This window comes from Mycolicibacterium agri, assembly GCF_002553505.1.
Classification (GTDB): domain Bacteria; phylum Actinomycetota; class Actinomycetes; order Mycobacteriales; family Mycobacteriaceae; genus Mycobacterium; species Mycobacterium agri.
In genome coordinates, this window is sequence record NZ_PDCP01000006.1 from 1 (window position 1) to 15,562 (window position 15,562).

Here is a 15,562-nt window from a genome sequence, read left to right on the forward strand (position 1 = left end):
GGTCTGACTGAACACACGCGCCACAGAGCGCTTTGAGGCACCCCGCCCCCAAAGCCACTAATTCAGCAGGCTCCTAGAGAACAAGGTCGTGATCGTGGCGGGGCTGGGCGGCATCGGCAACGGCCTGGCCCGCCGCTACGCCGACGAGGGCGCACGGCTGGTGATCGGCGATCTCGACGCCGAGTTGGCCACGCGGGTGGCCGCCGACCTCGACCCGTCCGGCGAGCGGGTGCGCGGACAACCGCTCGACGGCACCGACGAAGACTCCGTCATCGGCATCGTCAGTGCGGCCGTCGACGCTTTCGGCCGCCTCGACGGCATGCACGTCAACTTCACCAACGCCGACGACGCGTATCTGCCCGGCGGAGTCGTGGACCTGCCGTTGGAGACCTTCGACGAAGTCATGCGCGTCAACACCAGGGGCTTTGTCATCTGCGCCAAACACGCGATACCCGCGATGATCGACAGCGGCGGCGGGTCCATCGTGTTCACCGCGTCGATCGACGCCTACAACGGCGCCGGCACGCGGGTGTCCTACCAGATGAGCAAGGCCGCGGAGTTGGCTCTGATGCGCCACATCGCACGCAAATACGGCCCAAAGGGCATCCGCGCCAACGCCATTGCGCCCGGACTTATCTGGCACTACAAGTTCGACGAGAACCCGATGCCCGACGGGATCGTCGACCAGGCCCGCGCGCGGCAGATGATCAAGTCTCGGTTCGGCAGACCCGGTGACGTCGCGGCGCTGGGCGCCCTGCTGCTGTCCGACGACGGCAGCTTCATCACCGCTCAAACCATCGCCGTCGACGGCGGTGTGACATTTCGGCCCTGAGCCACGCGCCGCGCCGTCCGGCAGTATTCTCCGACCCGTGGCGACACCACTGACCATCATGTTCTGGCCGGAATCGGCCTACGGTCCGACGAACCAGTGCATCGGGCTGGCCGCCATCCTGCGCGACCGCGGGCACACCATCGTGTTCGCGGCGGAAAGCTCGTGGGCAGGCAAGCTGGCGCCGTTCGGTTTCATCGAGGAGCTGGTCGATCTGGCCGAGCCTGCCGCCGATGCGGGCGAGGAGGACGCCGGGGCGTTCTGGACGCAGTTCATCGCCGAGACCGCACCGGAATTCCGCAAGCCGACGATCGAGCAGTTGGAGTCGTTCATCCAGCCGACCTATCAGGCGCTCATCGACGGGGCCAAATACTGCGAGCCCCGGCTGCGCGAGATCATCGCCACGCACCGTCCCGACGTGATCGTCGAGGACAACGTCGTGCTCTTCCCCGCTCTGGTGACGTCCGGCGCGCCGTTCGTGCGGATCGTGTCGTGCAGCCCGCTGGAGATCACGGGCCCGAACATTCCGCCGCCGTTCTCCGGACTGCCCAGCGCCGACCGCAGCCAATGGGACGCCTTCCGCGCCGAATTCGACCGCACGCACCGCGCGATGTGGTCCGATTTCAACGAGTGGGTGCAGGCCCAGGGCGCCGAACCGCTGCGCGACCTGGAGTTCATGCCGCACAACACGGCGGCCAACCTCTACGTCTACCCGGCCGAGGCCGACTACGTCGATGCCCGGCCGCTCGACGACAGCTGGACCCGTTTGGATTCCAGCGTGCGCGAAACCGACGAGGAGTACGAAGTGCCCGCCGAGGTCGCGAATCGGCCCGACGACAGCGCCCTGGTGTACCTGTCGCTGGGGTCACTCGGCGGCGCCGACGTCGAGCTCATGCAGCGCCTGATCGACGTGTTGGCCACCACCAGGCACCGCTACATCGTCAGCAAGGGGCCGCAGGCCGACCGAATCACGTTGGGCGACAACATGGTCGGCGCCCAGATGTTGCCGCAGACCAAGGTCATCCCGCAGGTGGACCTGGTGATATCCCACGGCGGCAACAACACCGTCACCGAGACACTGCATTTCGGCAAGCCGTTGATCGTACTGCCGCTGTTCTGGGATCAGTACGAAAACGCCCAGCGCATCGACGAACTCGGCTTCGGCGTGCGGCTCGACACCTACAAGTTCGCCGACGAGGAACTGACCGGCGCGGTCGACCGCCTGCTCGCCGACACCTCGCTGCGCGCCCGGCTTTCGGCCATCGGCGCGGCGATCCGCGCCCGTGACGGACTGCGGGTCGGCGCCGACGTCATCGAACGGGTCGGTGTGCAACATCGGGCCTCGGTTGCCTGATCCGCTCGACGCGCTCGACCTCGACGACGGCATGCGCCTTGCGGTCGTCGCCCACTCCGACGGGCGCGCCGCGCTGCCCATGCTGCGCACCGCCGACGGGCAATGGCGGCGCGCGCGGTCGGGAGAAGGTGTCGCGGAGGCGCTGCTGCGACTGCTGGCCGAAGCGACCGGAACGACGACGCGGGGCAGCTTCACGATCCGCTCGTGGACGCACCGAATCGCGGTGGGAGAACGCAGCATCGGGGTCGACCAGACCAATGAGTCGGTGATCGTCGGCGACGCCGCGGTGGTCAAATGGGCGACCCATCTGCAGGACGGCCCGCACCCGGCTCCGCGTCGCATCGCGGTGCTGCGTGACGCCGGGTTCGGCGGCATCCCCCAGCCGTGGGGGCTGGTCACGTGGCGGCAGCCCGACGGCGCGGAAACCCTTGTCGCCAGCGTCGACCAATACCTGCCAGGCGCTGTGGACGGATGGACGTGGGCGGTGCAGCTGATCACCGACGCCGCCCGTGACCGCAGACCCGGCCCGGCGATCGACGCCGCCCGCGACGTCGCCGCCCTGGTTGCCGAGCTGCACGCCGCCTTGGCGAGCACCGCCACCGTCGCCACGATGTCCGACGCCCAGCGGTGGCGCGATGCGGCGCTGAACACCTTGGAATCCGTTTGTAGCCTTGAGGATTCACATGCTGTGCGCGTTGCCCGTGCCCGCCGGGGCGAGGTCGCGAAGGTGTTGGACCGGCTTGGCGAGCTGGGGGGCAGCCCCGTCATCGAAGGCCACGGCGACCTGCACGTCGGCCAAATCCTGCGCGCCGACGGCCGTTTCGTGGTGACCGACTTCGACGGCAACCCGGTGCTGCAGGCGCGGGAGAGAATTCTGCCGATCCCCGCGGCCCTCGATGTCGCGGGCATGGTGCAGTCGCTGAGCCACGCCGCGGTCGTGGCGCGCAAGTACACCGCGCTCGACCCGCAGGCGCTGGCCGAGGTCGACACACAGGTGCGCGCGGCGTTCCTCGACGCATACACCGCCCGCATCGGTCAGCTGGGGCACGCCGGGCTGTACGACCCAGACGCGGTCGCGCCGTTTCGCACCCAACAGGTGCTGCGCGAGATCATCTATGCGGCAAGTCATCTGCCGCGGTGGATGTATGTGCCCGACGCGGCGCTACCCGCTCTTCTCGGCGAAGGGATCCCGACGTGAAGCCGGACGGTTTCGCCGCCGACCTGTACCGCAAGCCCGAGGTTCTGCAGCGGCTCGCATCGGGGTTGGCCGCCGCGAACCCGTGGGACGACGTCGTGCCGCCGAACATCGAGCGGGTGGTGCTTCTCGGGATGGGATCGTCGGCGTATGCCGGCGGTGTGGCGGCGGCCCGCATGCGCGCCCGGGGCGTGGTCGCCGCATCGGAGCTGGCTTCCTCACCGCTTCTGCCTGACTGGGGTGACGCGACGCTGGTCGTCGCCACGTCGGCCAGCGGCGGCTCGGCCGAAACCCTCGACGCCCTCGACCGGCTGCCCGCATCGGCGCACACGGTCGCGCTCACCAACACGCCGGGCTCGCCCATCACCCAGCGCTGCGACGCCGTTGTCGACCTGGCCGCCGAGACCGAGGTCGGTGGTGTCGCCTGCCGCAGCTACCAGCACACGCTGGCACTGCTGTTGGCACTCGAATGCCATCTGACGCGCACCGGCACAGAGCGCCTGGCATCGGCCGTTGCGCTGGCCGCCGATGCCAGCGCCTACCTCCTCGACACCGAAAGCGATTGGCGACTGGAGGTTTCCGAGCCGCTGCTCGGCCCGTCGGGCGTCTACCTCGCGGCGCCGGCGGACCGGTTGTGCTCGGCACAGCAGGGCGCCCTGATGCTGCGCGAGGGTCCGCGGCTGCCGGCGGTCGGGTGCGAGACGGGCGACTGGAGCCATGTGGACGTGTACCTGACGAAGACGCTCGACTACCGGCTGCTCGTCTTCGCCGGATCGAAGTGGGAGGCACAGCTGGCCGAGTGGACCGGCGAGCGCGGCTCCACCGTCATCGGCGTCGGCGGCGTGGTGCCCGGCACCCAGTACAACCTGCGCTACCCCGGCGACTCCGACGATGTCGTCCGTCTCCTGACGGAGGTCCTGGTGCCCGAGCTCATGGCCGCCCGGGCGTGGCAGGCTCAGCGGAGGTAGACCTCGTCGCCGGTCGGGTATCCGCCGCCGCGCGTGGTGATGTGGACGTGGTCGTAGTGGCCGTAGCCGCCGGGCTTCGCGCCGCCGGGCGTGTAGTAGACACCGCGCCAGATGCAGTCCTGCAGCGCGAAGCGCTGGGCGTTCTCCAGCGCGAACGCGACGATCCGGTTGCCGAGTTCGATGCCCGCCGCCGACGTCGGGTTCGGGATCATCACGTCAAGCGCCAAGCCGTTGGGGTGCCAGCGCAGCGAGTCGGGCCGCACCCCGCCGATGTTCTGGATCTCGGGAAACAGTGCGCTGATGCTGCGCGCCACCAGGATCGTCTTGACCTGCAGGCCCTTCTCCGACACCTTCCCGACGGGCAGGATGCGTTCGGCCTCGCGGTTGTAGACGCGGTAGCGCGACGCCGACGCGAACTGCGCTGTGACGGCGCCGCCGTCGGCCGGAAGGGCCGCCGCTGGGGTGGAGTAGCCCGTCGGACCGGAGGCGACGATCTGGATGCTGCGTTGCGCCGGGCCGTCGACGACGGTGTCGGCGGTGTCAGCGGTATCCGCGGAGTCGGCTTCAGCGACCGGCGCCGGAGGTGAAACGTCGCCGCCCGCCGCGAGCAGAAGTGCGTAGGGAGCGACCACTGCGGCTGGTACGACCGACGGCATCCGCCGGCGGCGAGCGACGCTGTGCCTCCCCATCGAGTAGCACCATACGAGCAAAGAAGCCGATGTTCAGCCTCCCTCAATAAACCCTTAATCTTCGGCGGATGGCGAGCAAGTCAAGAAAGGGTCACATTTTCGCAGCTCACAAGCGCGCCGACGGCTCAATCGGCGAATTCGCGGAGTAACCTGCGTCACACGTCGAACCGGCCGCGTGCCTAAACCGAGCCGGCAGTTTTCACCCGGCCGGTTCGATGTGTCGGGCACACTCTCCGACGTGGCAGAAGATGCCATCGCGATCGGCGGCGTCGACCTCACCGACCCGGACGTATACGCATCCGGCATGCCCTTCGACGCGTTCCGTGCACTGCGCCGGCGCGCCCCGGTCGCGTGGCACCCGCACCAGGACGGTCCCGGCTTTCTGGCGCTGACCGGATACGACGAGATCCTTGCCGTGTCGAGGGACAGCGCGACGTGGTCGTCGCAGGCCACCGGGGTGTTCTTCGAGATTCCTCGGCCCGAGGACGCCTACCAGCTCGAGCTGATGATGCTGACAATGGACCCGCCGCGGCACACCAAGCTGCGCTCGCTGATCAGCAAAGGTTTCACGCCTCGGCAGGTGGCTCGGCTCAACGGCCGCGTCGCGGAGATGGCGCGGCAGATCGTCGACGCCATGGCCGCGCAGGGCGAATGCGATTTCGTCGACGACGTCGCCGGGGCGCTGCCGTCCTACGTGATCGCCGAACTGATGGGCATCCCGCTCGGCGACGGCCGTCGGCTCTACGAGCTGACCGAGATCATGAACACCGGCTCGGTCGGGCAGCAGGAGACCGCGGTCGACGCGCAGATGCAGATGTTCGCCTACGGCACCGAACTGGCCGCGCGCAAGCGCGCCGATCCGGGCGACGACATCGCCACCTCGCTGCTGCATGCCGAGGTCGACGGTGAACACCTCACCGACCTCGAGTTCAACATGTTCTTCCTGCTGCTGATCAACGCCGGCGGCGACACCACACGCAACCTGGTGGCCGCGGGCATCCTGGCCTTGCTGGAGCATCCGGCCGAGCAGGCGCGGCTGGCCGCCGACCCGTCGCTGCTGCCGACCGCCGTCGAGGAGATGCTGCGCTTCACCAGCCCCGTCACGGTGTTCGTGCGCACGGCGACGCGAGACACCGAGCTGCGCGGCATACCCGTGCAGGCCGGTGACCGCGCAGCGATGTTCTATCCGTCGGCCAACCGCGACGAGACGCGCTTCGCCGACCCCGACCGCTTCGACATCGGCCGCACCCCCAACCCGCATCTGGCGTTCGGCGGCGGCGGAACCCATTACTGCCTCGGCGCCAATCTGGCCAGGGTGGAGGCCGCCGCGATCATTCCCGAGGTGCTGTCGCGGATGAAGGGCCTCGAGCTCGCAGGCCCCGTCGAACGCGTGCGGTCGAACCTGATGAACGGCATCCGGTCGATGCCGGTGCGCTTCTCGCCGGCCTGACCCGCTGCCGGGGTCAGATGCCAGCGCAGATCGACGGGCCGAACGGAACGGGTATCGGCACGCACACGCCCACGCCGAAGTACGGCGTGATGTCACCGTTCCAGGCCGGAGGTGGCGGCGGTGGCGGCGGCGGGGGCGGAGCGGCGACGCAGCTGTTGGACGGCGCGTCATAGACGGTTCCGTACCCACACTCGACCGCACCGCTAACTCCCGGCGTCAGGATCGTTGCGAATGCAAGTGGTGCGAGTGTCATCGCGCCGACGATTGCCAGGCGACGAATTGTGCTCAGCATCGAAGGCCTCCCTTGGATCGTCCCCCGACCTCCTGCACCAATCTTAGGGAAGTTAAGCGATTGCTGACATGTTTGGGAAAGTCCTGAAAACTCCGCGCACCGCGTACCGGGGGTGGGACACTCCTCCCAAGTCGGGGATGCATCGTCATCAGGGGAGAACATGGGTGCATCTGCCTACATCGGACGCGTCGGGGGATTAGCTGTAGCGCTGGGAGTCGGCGCAGCGGTCGCGACGGGACACGGGGTGGCCTGGGCCGGCCCGACCGACAGCAACACCTCGTCGAGCGAGTCGGCTTCCTCGCCGGACTCCAACGCCGATTCGGGTACCGGCGCCGCCGACACCGGCACGGCCGAGGCGCCGAAGACCACGACGACGGCCGACCCGCCCCCGGGTGCATCGGCGCCGTCACGGCCGAAGCTCGGGTCGAAGGCGAAGGACGTGATGTCGTCGTTGACACGTGCCGCCGAGCGGGGCGTCGCGGTGGCCACCGGCGGGGCGCTCACCAGTAAGAAGTTCAAGCCGCAGAAGGCGGCCGCCCCGGTCGAGCCGAAACAGGCGGCCACGGACGACGCGGCACCGGCCGAGGGTGCACAACTCGACGAGGCACAACCGGAGGTGGCGCAAGCGCCGGAGGCGGTGACAGCTCCGGAGGTGGTGAAAGTAAGGCCGGCGCAAAAGAAGTCGGCGGCGGTGCCGACCGACAATCCGGTCGAACGGTTCGTGCGCCACCTGCCTGCTGCCCAACCCTCACACCCGGCGCGCACCGAGCAGCGCACCACCGCACAGGTTGTCGCAGAATCGGTTGAGACGGCCGTGGCACCTGCCGCTGAAACGGTGGAGCGCAGCACATTCCAGACGTTGAGTGTCAACACCGCGATGCAGGAGTACCTGCCGGTGCTGACGGCGGCCTCCGCCCCCGCACCCGAAAAGCCGCCGGTACCTCGGCTTTTGAGCACCATTGTTTCGGCTCTCGGTCTCGGCGCACTGGCGTCCAACACGCCAGCCGGACCGATCGGGACCCCGATCGCGCTGGCCCTGTTGGCGCTGGGTGTGCGGCGAGAGCAGGCCGCCTTGACCGTCGGTAGCAGCAGCACGGTACGCACCCCGACCGTCGCCGCGCTGACGATCGCGGAAAGCCAACCGACGGGAGCCGTTGTCACGCCATACGACCCGGCGACCGACTACTCGGTGAACCCGGTGGCGGTCAGCCCGAACACCGCGATCATCACCAAGCTCACCGGCCCAGGGGGCCTCAACAACACGCAGAGTCGGTTCGGCATCGGCGGAACCGACCTCGGAATCATGTGGGACAACGGCATTGACGAGCAGAATCAGGTGCTGATCCTGTTCGGCGACACGTTCTACAACACCACCCCGGTCCGGACCGGAGTGTGGCGCAACAACACGCTGTTGCGAAGCTCGGATGCGATGCTGTCAAACGGCATCTACGTGCGCGACGGGCATCCTGTCGACGATTTCGCCGGTGCACCTTTGGTTTACAACAGCGAGCTGCAGCGCTACATCTTCAAGCAGGTGGTCGCCAACGAGCGGTACGCGGTCGGCCAGGACATCACCATCATTCCGACATCGGCGATTTCGGCGCCGTACCCGAACCAGTACGGTTCGCGGCAGTACGCCAGCATCATGTCGGTGCGGTCCTGGGACACCCCGGGCCGGTGGACAACCAACTACTCGGCCATCGCGTTCTCCGACGACAACGGCGAAACCTGGCATGTGGCGCGGGAAAGCGTCCGACCCGCCGCTGTCGGCCGCTCCACGATGCCCTACGTGGCGGGCAACGAGAACTTCCAGCAGTTCGCCTTCGTCGCGCCTCCCGCGGGCTCGGCGGACGCCGACGCCGGTTGGGTGTATGCGTACGGCACGCCGTCGGGTCGCGGCGGCACGGTGTATCTGTCGCGGGTCAAGCAGGACCAGATCCTCGACCAGACCAAATACGAGTACTGGAACGGGACGGCATGGGTCGCGAACAAGCCGTCGGCCGCCAAGCCCGTCCTGCCGGGCACCACGACTAGCTACTTCTTCGGCCTGATCAAGCGCACCACATACCCGACTGCCGGCGAAATGTCGGTGCAGTACAACGAATACGAGAAGCAGTACATCATGCTGTACCAGGACCAGAACAACAACATCGTGATGCGCAAGGCCGATCGGCCGGAGGGCCCGTGGAGCACGCCCACGGTTCTGGTTTCGTCGTCGAAAATGCCCGGGCTGTACGCGCCGATGATCCATCCCTGGTCGTCGACGTCGAAGGTCGACGAGTCCGAAAGACAGTACCTGTACTGGAATATGTCGACTTGGGGCGATTATCAGGTGGTGACGATGCGCACTGATCTGAGCAAGGTGTGATGCGTCGACTTCGCATTGGTCGCGTGGCGGTTCCGGTGGGCGTGGCTGCCGGGATCGCCGCGCTCGTCGCGTGTCCCGGCGCCGCGGCCGATCCAGCGGTCCCGCAGCCAGGCGCGCCGTGCCCGGAAGCCGCCGCAGGCGCGCTCACCCAGCTGCCGGATTTGATGACATTTCTGGAATGCCGAAATCAACGCGGCAGTGAATATCGTTGGCAAACATTCGATTCGCCGTACCCGAAGAGCGATCGCTGGTTCACCTACGGCCCCCAGCTAACGCTGCACGGTGAAGGTCAGCCTAATCGTGAGATCGATTCGGGCGCATGGGTTGCAATTCCGCAATCGCCCGATGCTCAGTGCAGCGCCGCGCAGCTCGACAACACCGCCGCGGGCGAGCGAACCTCTCCCGAGGTGTCGACCGGCGAGCCGGGGCAGTTGCTGCACCTCGAGGTGCTGCCTCTGCTGTTCACCGTCGAGTTGCAGGGTCATTGCTTGTGGCAGAAGGTGCATTAGCGAGATTTACCCGAACCTCCAACCAACGCCGACGAATTGGCGTAGGTGTATGGGGTGTCCGGACCGCCTGCCAGAGGGAGCACGATGAATTCACTGCGCAAGATCCTGGTGATGACCTGCGTCGTCGCACTTGCGGCGTTCGGGGTGGCCGCATGCGGCAGCAAGGACAGCCAGGGTGGCGGCGGTGGTGGCGGCGGCGGCGAGATCAACATCGCCTTGACGTCGTTTCCCGACTACGTCGATCCGCAGCTCTCCTACACCGTCGAGGGCTGGGAGATTCTATGGAACGTCTACACGCCGCTGCTGACGTACAAACACGCCAAAGGAAAAGAGGGCACTGAAGTCGTGCCTGCGCTGGCCGAGGCGATGCCGGAGATCTCGCCGGACGGCAGGGTCTACAAGCTCAAACTTCGCCCGAACATGAAGTATTCGGACGACACCCCGATCAAGGCCTCCGATTTCGCATACGGCATTCAGCGGCTCTTCAAGACCGATTCCGGCGGTTCGGTGTTCTTCGACAACATCGCCGGCGCCACCGAGTACGCCGACGGCTCGGCGCAGAACATCAGCGGCATCACGACCGACGACAACACTGGCGACATCACGATCACGTTGAAGGAGCCCAACGGCACCTTCGAGAACGTTCTCGGGCTGATGTTCGCCGCGCCGGTGCCGCCGAGCACACCGCTGGACAAGGACGCCACCAACAACCCGCCTCCGGCCAGCGGCCCGTTCATGATCACGAACGTCAATGCGCCGCGGACCATGACGATGGAGCGCAACCCGAACTTCGGAACCGTCAAGGACGCAGGCGCCACGGAGGTGGCCGACGCCAACGTCGACAAGATCGTCATCAACGAGAACAAGAACAACAGCGCGCAGGTCACCGACGTCGAGCAGAACAAGGTCGACTTCATGCTCGACCCGCCGGTGGCCGACCGACTCGCCGAGGTGAAGTCCAAGTACTCGGACCGCTTCCGCCTGGAAGAGTCGATCAACACCTACTACTTCTTCATGAACACGCAGAAGCCGCCGTTCAACGACCTGCGGGTGCGCCAGGCGATCAACTACGCGATCGATCCCGAAGCGCTCAACCGGATCTTCGGCGGCCGGCTGCACCCGACCCAGCAGATCCTGCCGCCCGGCATGCCCGGCTACAAGGAGTTCAAGCTCTACCCCGGACCGGACATCAACAAGGCGAAACAGCTGATCGCCGAGGCCAATCCGGCCGACCGCGACATCACGGTGTGGACCGATGACGAACCCGACCGCAAGCGGATCGGCGAGTACTACCACGATCTGCTCACCCAGCTGGGCTTCAACGCCACACTGAAAGTCATTGCGGGCGATGTCTACTGGACGACGGTCGGCAACGAGTCCACTCCCGACATGGACACCGGCTTCGCCGACTGGTTCCAGGACTTCCCGCATCCGGACGACTTCTTCCGGCCACTGCTGCACGGCGAGAGCATCCTGCCCACCAACGGCAACAACCTGTCGCGGGTCAACATGCCGGAGTTGAACGCCAAGCAGGACGAGTTGCTGACCAAGCTGATCGGTGACGGCGGGGTGGAAGACCAGTACGCGGATCTCGATAGGGCCTACATGGAAGAGGCGGTGTGGGCGCCGTACGGAAACGAGCAGTTCAGCACGTTCCTGTCCGAGCGGATGGACTTCGACAAGTCCTATCACCACCTGCTGTTCAACCAGGACTACACCTCGTTCGCGATCAAGTGACGGCGCCGGTCGACGCGGTGGAGGTTCCCGACGAGCCACCGCTTCCGACGGGAGTACCCGCGTCACAGATCCGGGGCCGCAGCCCGTGGTATTTGGCGTGGCTTCGGTTGCGGCGCAACAAGCTTGCCCTGGCGTGCGCAGTGGTGTTCGTGCTCATCGCGCTAGCCTGCCTTGCCGCTCCGCTGTGGGCCGAGCACGTTGCGCACACCGGCCCGAACGAGAACCACCTCACCGACAAAGTGATGGTCGACGGGCAGCAGGTCGACGTCGTCGCACCCGACGGCACACCGCTGGGCCCCGGCCTGCGCGGCCAGTTCATGCTCGGCGCCGACCAGAACGGCCGAGATGTCATGGTGCGCTTGTTGTACGGCGGCCGGACGTCGATATACGTCGGGCTCGCGGCGGCGACCGTCACCACCGTGCTGGCCGTGATCGTCGGGCTGCTGGCGGGCTACTACCGCGGCTGGATCGACTCCGTACTGTCCCGTGCGATGGACGTCATCTGGGCGTTCCCGGTGCTGCTGTTGGGCATCGCGCTGGGCACCACGCTGGCGATCGGCGGCCTGAAAGTGGGGCCGATCGAGATCGCGGGCGACTCGATCTGGATCCCGATCCTGATCATCGGATTGGTCTATGTGCCCTACGTGGCCAGACCGATCCGCGGCGAAATCCTCGCGCTGCGCGAGAAGGAATTCATCGAAGCCGCCGTTGCCCAAGGTATGGGGCCGCTGCGGATCATGTTCAACGAACTGCTGCCCAATATCCTGTCGACGGTCGTCGTGTTCTTCACCCTCAACATCGCCAACAACATGCTGCTGGAATCGGCGCTGTCGTTCCTCGGCGCGGGAGTGCGACCGCCCAACGCATCATGGGGCACCATGATCTCCGACGGCTACCAGGTCATCTTCACCGCACCACACCTCACCGTGGTACCGGGTCTGATGATCGTCGCAACGGTGTTGTCGCTGAACGTCTTCGGGGACGGATTGCGGGACGCGATGGATCCGCGGGCCAAGATCCGGTTGGAGCACTGAGCATGGTCAGGTTCGTCGCCCGGCGCGTGCTCGGGATGGCTGCGGCGTTGTTCGCGATCTCGGTGATCGTATTTCTGATCTTCAACGTCATTCCGAACTCCGACCCCGCCGCACGCATCGCAGGCAAGAACGCCGATCCCGCGCTGATCGCCAGAGTCAGCGCCGACCTCGGGCTGGACAAGCCGCTGGTGGTGCAGTACCTGACGATGATGAAGCAGATCTTCACCGGGCAGCTGACCTCGTATGCCAAGGATCGCAATGTCCTCGAACAGATCTGGGAGGGATTGCCCGCCACGTTCTCGCTGTGCATCGGGGCTGCGATCCTGTGGATGTCGCTGGCGGTCCTGTTCGGTTATCTGAGCGCCGTGCATGCGGGCAAGTTCACCGACCGCGCACTGACAATCCTTTCGCTGGTGGGCATTTCGATGCCGGTGTTCTGGCTCGCGGCGATGCTGTTGTACTTCTTCACCTACAAGGTGGAACTGTTCCCGACGGGCAGCTATGTGCCGTTGACCGAAAGTCCGGGCGAATGGGCCTACCACTTGATCCTGCCGTGGTGCACGCTCGCGGTGTTGTTCGTCGGTCTGTACAGCCGCGTGCTGCGGTCCAACATGCTCGATGCGATGAACGAGGACTACGTGCGCACCGCGCGGGCGAAGGGATTGTCCGAACGCCAGGTACGCATCCGCCACGTGCTGCGCAACTCGATGATCCCGATCGTCACGATGTTCGGGCTGGACTTCGGGATGGTGGTCGGCGGCGGCGCGATCCTCACCGAAACCGTCTACAACCTCGACGGTGTCGGGCTGTATGCGGGCGAAGCCATCCGGTCACTGGATCTGCCGCCTCTGATGGCGGTGACGATGTTCGGCGCGTTCTTCATCGTGCTGTTCAACACGATCGTCGACATCCTCTATGCGGTGCTGGACCCGCGCATCCGGCTCGGAGAGGCGGCCCCGGCATGAGCAAGCTTGCGAGCGAATCACCGGCACAGGGCGACCCCATTCTCACCGTCGACGACCTGCGGGTCAGCTTCGCCACCGAGGACGGTGTGGTCAAGGCCGTCGACGGGGTGTCCTTCGAATTGACCGCCGGCGAGGTGCTGGCGATCGTCGGCGAATCCGGTTGCGGCAAAAGCGTTACCGCCCAAACGCTGACCGGGCTCACCCGCGCGCCCAACGCGAAGATCTCCGGCTCGGTGTCCTATCGGGGCAAGGAGATCAACGGCCTGACCGACGACCAGCTGCGCGACGTGCGCGGCGAGCAGATCGCGATGGTCTTCCAGGACCCGATGAGCGCCCTCAATCCCGTCTACCGCGTCGGCGACCAGATCGCCGAGATGATCCGCGCCCATCGCGACGTCTCGAAGCAGGAGGCACGGTCACGCGCCGTGGATTTGTTGCGGTCGGTGGGCATTCCGAACCCCGACCGTCGCGTGCATCACTATCCGCACGAGTTCTCCGGCGGCATGCGGCAACGCGTCATGATCGCGATGGCGCTGGCCCTCGAACCGGACGTGCTGATCGCCGACGAGCCGACCACCGCGCTGGACGTGACGATTCAGGCGCAGATCCTGCAGTTGATCGACCGCCTCAACCGCGAACGCGACCTGGCGGTCATCATCATCACCCACGACCTCGGAGTCGTCGCCGAGATCGCCGACCGCGTGCTGGTGATGTACGCGGGCCAGGTTGTGGAGGACGCCACCCTGGATGAGATCTTTTACGCGCCAAAGCATCCCTACACCTGGGGGCTGCTGGGTTCCCTGGCCCGGCTGGACCAGCCACGCACCGCACGGCTGGCGCAGATCCCCGGTGCCCCGCCGTCACTGCTGGCGCCACCAGCCGGTTGCCGCTTCGCGCCGCGCTGCTCACACGTCTTCGACAGGTGCGCCGAACTGCCGCCGTTGGAACCACGCACGGGCAGCGCACATCTGGATCGGTGCTGGCTCGACAACGAGGTGAAGGCCCGCCATGAAGGGTGACGTGCTGCTGGAGGTCACCGACCTCGTCAAGCATTTCCCGATCAAGGCCGGGGTCGTGGTGGACCGCGAGGTGGCGCGGGTACGGGCCGTCGACGGTGTCAGCTTCACCCTGCGCGAGGGCGAAACACTGGGTCTCGTCGGCGAATCCGGCTGTGGCAAGTCGACGCTGTGCCGGGCGATCCTGCAGTTGACGACGCCGACGTCGGGCTCGGTGCGGTTCGTCGGCCAGGAACTCGTCGGTGCGTCGCGCCGCGAACTTCGGGCGGTGCGCCGCGAGATGCAGATGATCTTCCAGGATCCGTTCGCGTCGCTGAACCCGCGCAAGCGCGTGGGCCAGATCATCGGTGACCCGCTCGAACTGCACGGCCTGGCAAGGGGCGCCGAGTTGAAGCGACGGGTACAGGACCTGCTGGACCGGGTCGGCCTGAACGCCGAGCACTACAACCGCTTTCCGCATGAGTTCTCCGGCGGGCAGCGTCAGCGCATCGGCATCGCCCGTGCACTTGCCTTGCGGCCCAAGCTGATCATCGCCGACGAACCCGTCTCGGCGCTCGACGTGTCGGTGCAGGCGCAGATCATCAACCTGCTCGAGGACGTGCAGGACGAGTTCGGGCTGTCCTACCTCTTCGTGGCGCACGATCTGGGCGTCGTACGCCATGTGTCGGACCGGATCGCGGTCATGTATCTCGGCAAGATCGTCGAGAACTCCGGCGCAGACGAGTTGTACGACAAGCCGATTCACCCCTACTCGAACGCGCTGCTGTCGGCGGTGCCCATCCCCGACCCGAAAGCCAACGCGGCGCGCGACCGACTGGTGCTCGAGGGCGACGTGCCGAGCCCGATCGATCCGCCGTCGGGCTGCCGCTTCCACACCCGCTGCCCGTGGGCGACCGACGTCTGCACGTCAGACGAGCCGGAACTGCTCGACCACCGGCCGGATCATCTCGCGGCCTGCCATCATCCCCGCAACGTCTAGGGGCAGGCCGCGGGCGCGTCGTCGCGGACCGTGCGTAGGAGACCTTCTGGCAGTCCCCTGCGGTCTGCACCTCGACGGTGCCCTCGTTGATTACCGAGTGTTCGGGTCCCGGGTGGGCGTGCCAGCCGCTGCTGGCGCCGGGCGACAGGACCAGGCTCTGCACGTAGAGCGTCGTCG

General features: G+C 66.6%; 14 protein-coding genes. 12 read left to right on the plus strand and 2 right to left on the minus strand.

Annotation, left to right across the window (positions count from 1 at the left end; genetic code table 11):
* The first annotated feature begins 94 nt into the window (after nt 1-94).
* The 4 genes from CQY20_RS04820 to CQY20_RS04835 are packed head-to-tail and all read left to right on the plus strand — an operon-like array spanning nt 95 to nt 4,346.
* Nucleotides 95-832 carry an SDR family NAD(P)-dependent oxidoreductase gene (locus tag CQY20_RS04820; RefSeq protein WP_234816099.1) on the plus strand — a complete coding sequence of 246 codons (738 nt, stop codon included), beginning with the start codon at nt 95-97 and terminating at the stop codon, nt 830-832.
* A 37-nt stretch (nt 833-869) separates the two neighbouring features.
* Nucleotides 870-2,183, plus strand: a complete 1,314-nt coding sequence (locus tag CQY20_RS04825; RefSeq protein WP_234816100.1) for a glycosyltransferase — start codon at nt 870-872, stop codon at nt 2,181-2,183.
* Nucleotides 2,176-3,381 carry a glucosamine kinase gene (locus CQY20_RS04830; protein WP_234816101.1) on the plus strand — a complete coding sequence of 402 codons (1,206 nt, stop codon included), beginning with the start codon at nt 2,176-2,178 and terminating at the stop codon, nt 3,379-3,381. Before CQY20_RS04825 ends, CQY20_RS04830 begins: the two co-directional genes overlap by 8 nt.
* Nucleotides 3,378-4,346 (plus strand): SIS domain-containing protein, encoded by a 969-nt coding sequence (locus CQY20_RS04835; protein WP_097938589.1) that lies wholly within the window; start codon nt 3,378-3,380, stop codon nt 4,344-4,346. The genes CQY20_RS04830 and CQY20_RS04835 overlap by 4 nt, the downstream gene beginning before the upstream one ends.
* Here the strand turns inward: CQY20_RS04835 and CQY20_RS04840 are convergent.
* Nucleotides 4,334-5,035, minus strand: a complete 702-nt coding sequence (locus tag CQY20_RS04840) for a VldE C-terminal domain-containing protein (RefSeq protein ID WP_097938592.1) — start codon at nt 5,033-5,035, stop codon at nt 4,334-4,336. The two genes, CQY20_RS04835 and CQY20_RS04840, sit on opposite strands and share 13 nt — an antisense overlap.
* 304 nt (nt 5,036-5,339) lie before the next feature.
* On the opposite strand from CQY20_RS04840, the gene CQY20_RS04845 reads away from it, so the two are divergent.
* Entirely contained in the window at nt 5,340-6,485 is a 1,146-nt protein-coding gene (locus CQY20_RS04845) for a cytochrome P450 (protein ID WP_174814755.1), read from the plus strand.
* 13 nt (nt 6,486-6,498) lie between these two features.
* On the opposite strand, the gene CQY20_RS04850 is transcribed toward CQY20_RS04845, so the two are convergent.
* On the minus strand, nt 6,499-6,777 hold the full coding sequence (locus tag CQY20_RS04850; protein WP_097938594.1) for a hypothetical protein: 279 nt from the start codon (nt 6,775-6,777) through the stop codon (nt 6,499-6,501).
* Nucleotides 6,778-6,937: 160 nt separating this feature from the next.
* Between CQY20_RS04850 and CQY20_RS04855 the strand changes: the two genes are divergently transcribed.
* The 7 genes from CQY20_RS04855 to CQY20_RS04885 all read left to right on the plus strand — a co-directional run bounded on the left by CQY20_RS04855 (nt 6,938) and on the right by CQY20_RS04885 (nt 15,385).
* Nucleotides 6,938-9,145, plus strand: coding sequence for a DUF4185 domain-containing protein (locus CQY20_RS04855; RefSeq protein ID WP_097938596.1), 2,208 nt, complete (start codon nt 6,938-6,940; stop codon nt 9,143-9,145).
* Between the two features lie 23 nt (nt 9,146-9,168).
* Complete coding sequence (locus CQY20_RS04860) at nt 9,169-9,654, plus strand: hypothetical protein (protein WP_234816102.1); 486 nt, start codon at nt 9,169-9,171, stop codon at nt 9,652-9,654.
* An 84-nt stretch (nt 9,655-9,738) separates the two neighbouring features.
* Entirely contained in the window at nt 9,739-11,391 is a 1,653-nt protein-coding gene (locus CQY20_RS04865; protein WP_097938598.1) for an ABC transporter substrate-binding protein, read from the plus strand.
* Nucleotides 11,388-12,425 carry an ABC transporter permease gene (locus tag CQY20_RS04870; protein WP_163700984.1) on the plus strand — a complete coding sequence of 346 codons (1,038 nt, stop codon included), beginning with the start codon at nt 11,388-11,390 and terminating at the stop codon, nt 12,423-12,425. The genes CQY20_RS04865 and CQY20_RS04870 overlap by 4 nt, the downstream gene beginning before the upstream one ends.
* Nucleotides 12,426-12,427: 2 nt before the next feature.
* Nucleotides 12,428-13,390 (plus strand): ABC transporter permease, encoded by a 963-nt coding sequence (locus CQY20_RS04875; protein WP_097938600.1) that lies wholly within the window; start codon nt 12,428-12,430, stop codon nt 13,388-13,390.
* Nucleotides 13,387-14,409, plus strand: a complete 1,023-nt coding sequence (locus tag CQY20_RS04880; RefSeq protein ID WP_097938602.1) for an ABC transporter ATP-binding protein — start codon at nt 13,387-13,389, stop codon at nt 14,407-14,409. Before CQY20_RS04875 ends, CQY20_RS04880 begins: the two co-directional genes overlap by 4 nt.
* Entirely contained in the window at nt 14,399-15,385 is a 987-nt protein-coding gene (locus tag CQY20_RS04885; RefSeq protein WP_097938603.1) for an ABC transporter ATP-binding protein, read from the plus strand. The genes CQY20_RS04880 and CQY20_RS04885 overlap by 11 nt, the downstream gene beginning before the upstream one ends.
* The last annotated feature ends 177 nt before the right edge of the window (nt 15,386-15,562 follow it).

What these genes read in the sequence shown, in the direction of transcription:
- CQY20_RS04880 (WP_097938602.1), top strand. Translation starts at nt 13,387, where the DNA reads ATGAGCAAGCTTGCGAGCGAATCACCGGCACAGGGCGACCCCATTCTC.
- CQY20_RS04840 (WP_097938592.1), bottom strand. Translation starts at nt 5,035, where the DNA reads ATGGGGAGGCACAGCGTCGCTCGCCGCCGGCGGATGCCGTCGGTCGTA.
- CQY20_RS04865 (WP_097938598.1), top strand. Translation starts at nt 9,739, where the DNA reads ATGAATTCACTGCGCAAGATCCTGGTGATGACCTGCGTCGTCGCACTT.
- CQY20_RS04845 (WP_174814755.1), top strand. Translation starts at nt 5,340, where the DNA reads ATGCCCTTCGACGCGTTCCGTGCACTGCGCCGGCGCGCCCCGGTCGCG.
- CQY20_RS04875 (WP_097938600.1), top strand. Translation starts at nt 12,428, where the DNA reads ATGGTCAGGTTCGTCGCCCGGCGCGTGCTCGGGATGGCTGCGGCGTTG.
- CQY20_RS04850 (WP_097938594.1), bottom strand. Translation starts at nt 6,777, where the DNA reads ATGCTGAGCACAATTCGTCGCCTGGCAATCGTCGGCGCGATGACACTC.
- CQY20_RS04885 (WP_097938603.1), top strand. Translation starts at nt 14,399, where the DNA reads ATGAAGGGTGACGTGCTGCTGGAGGTCACCGACCTCGTCAAGCATTTC.
- CQY20_RS04855 (WP_097938596.1), top strand. Translation starts at nt 6,938, where the DNA reads ATGGGTGCATCTGCCTACATCGGACGCGTCGGGGGATTAGCTGTAGCG.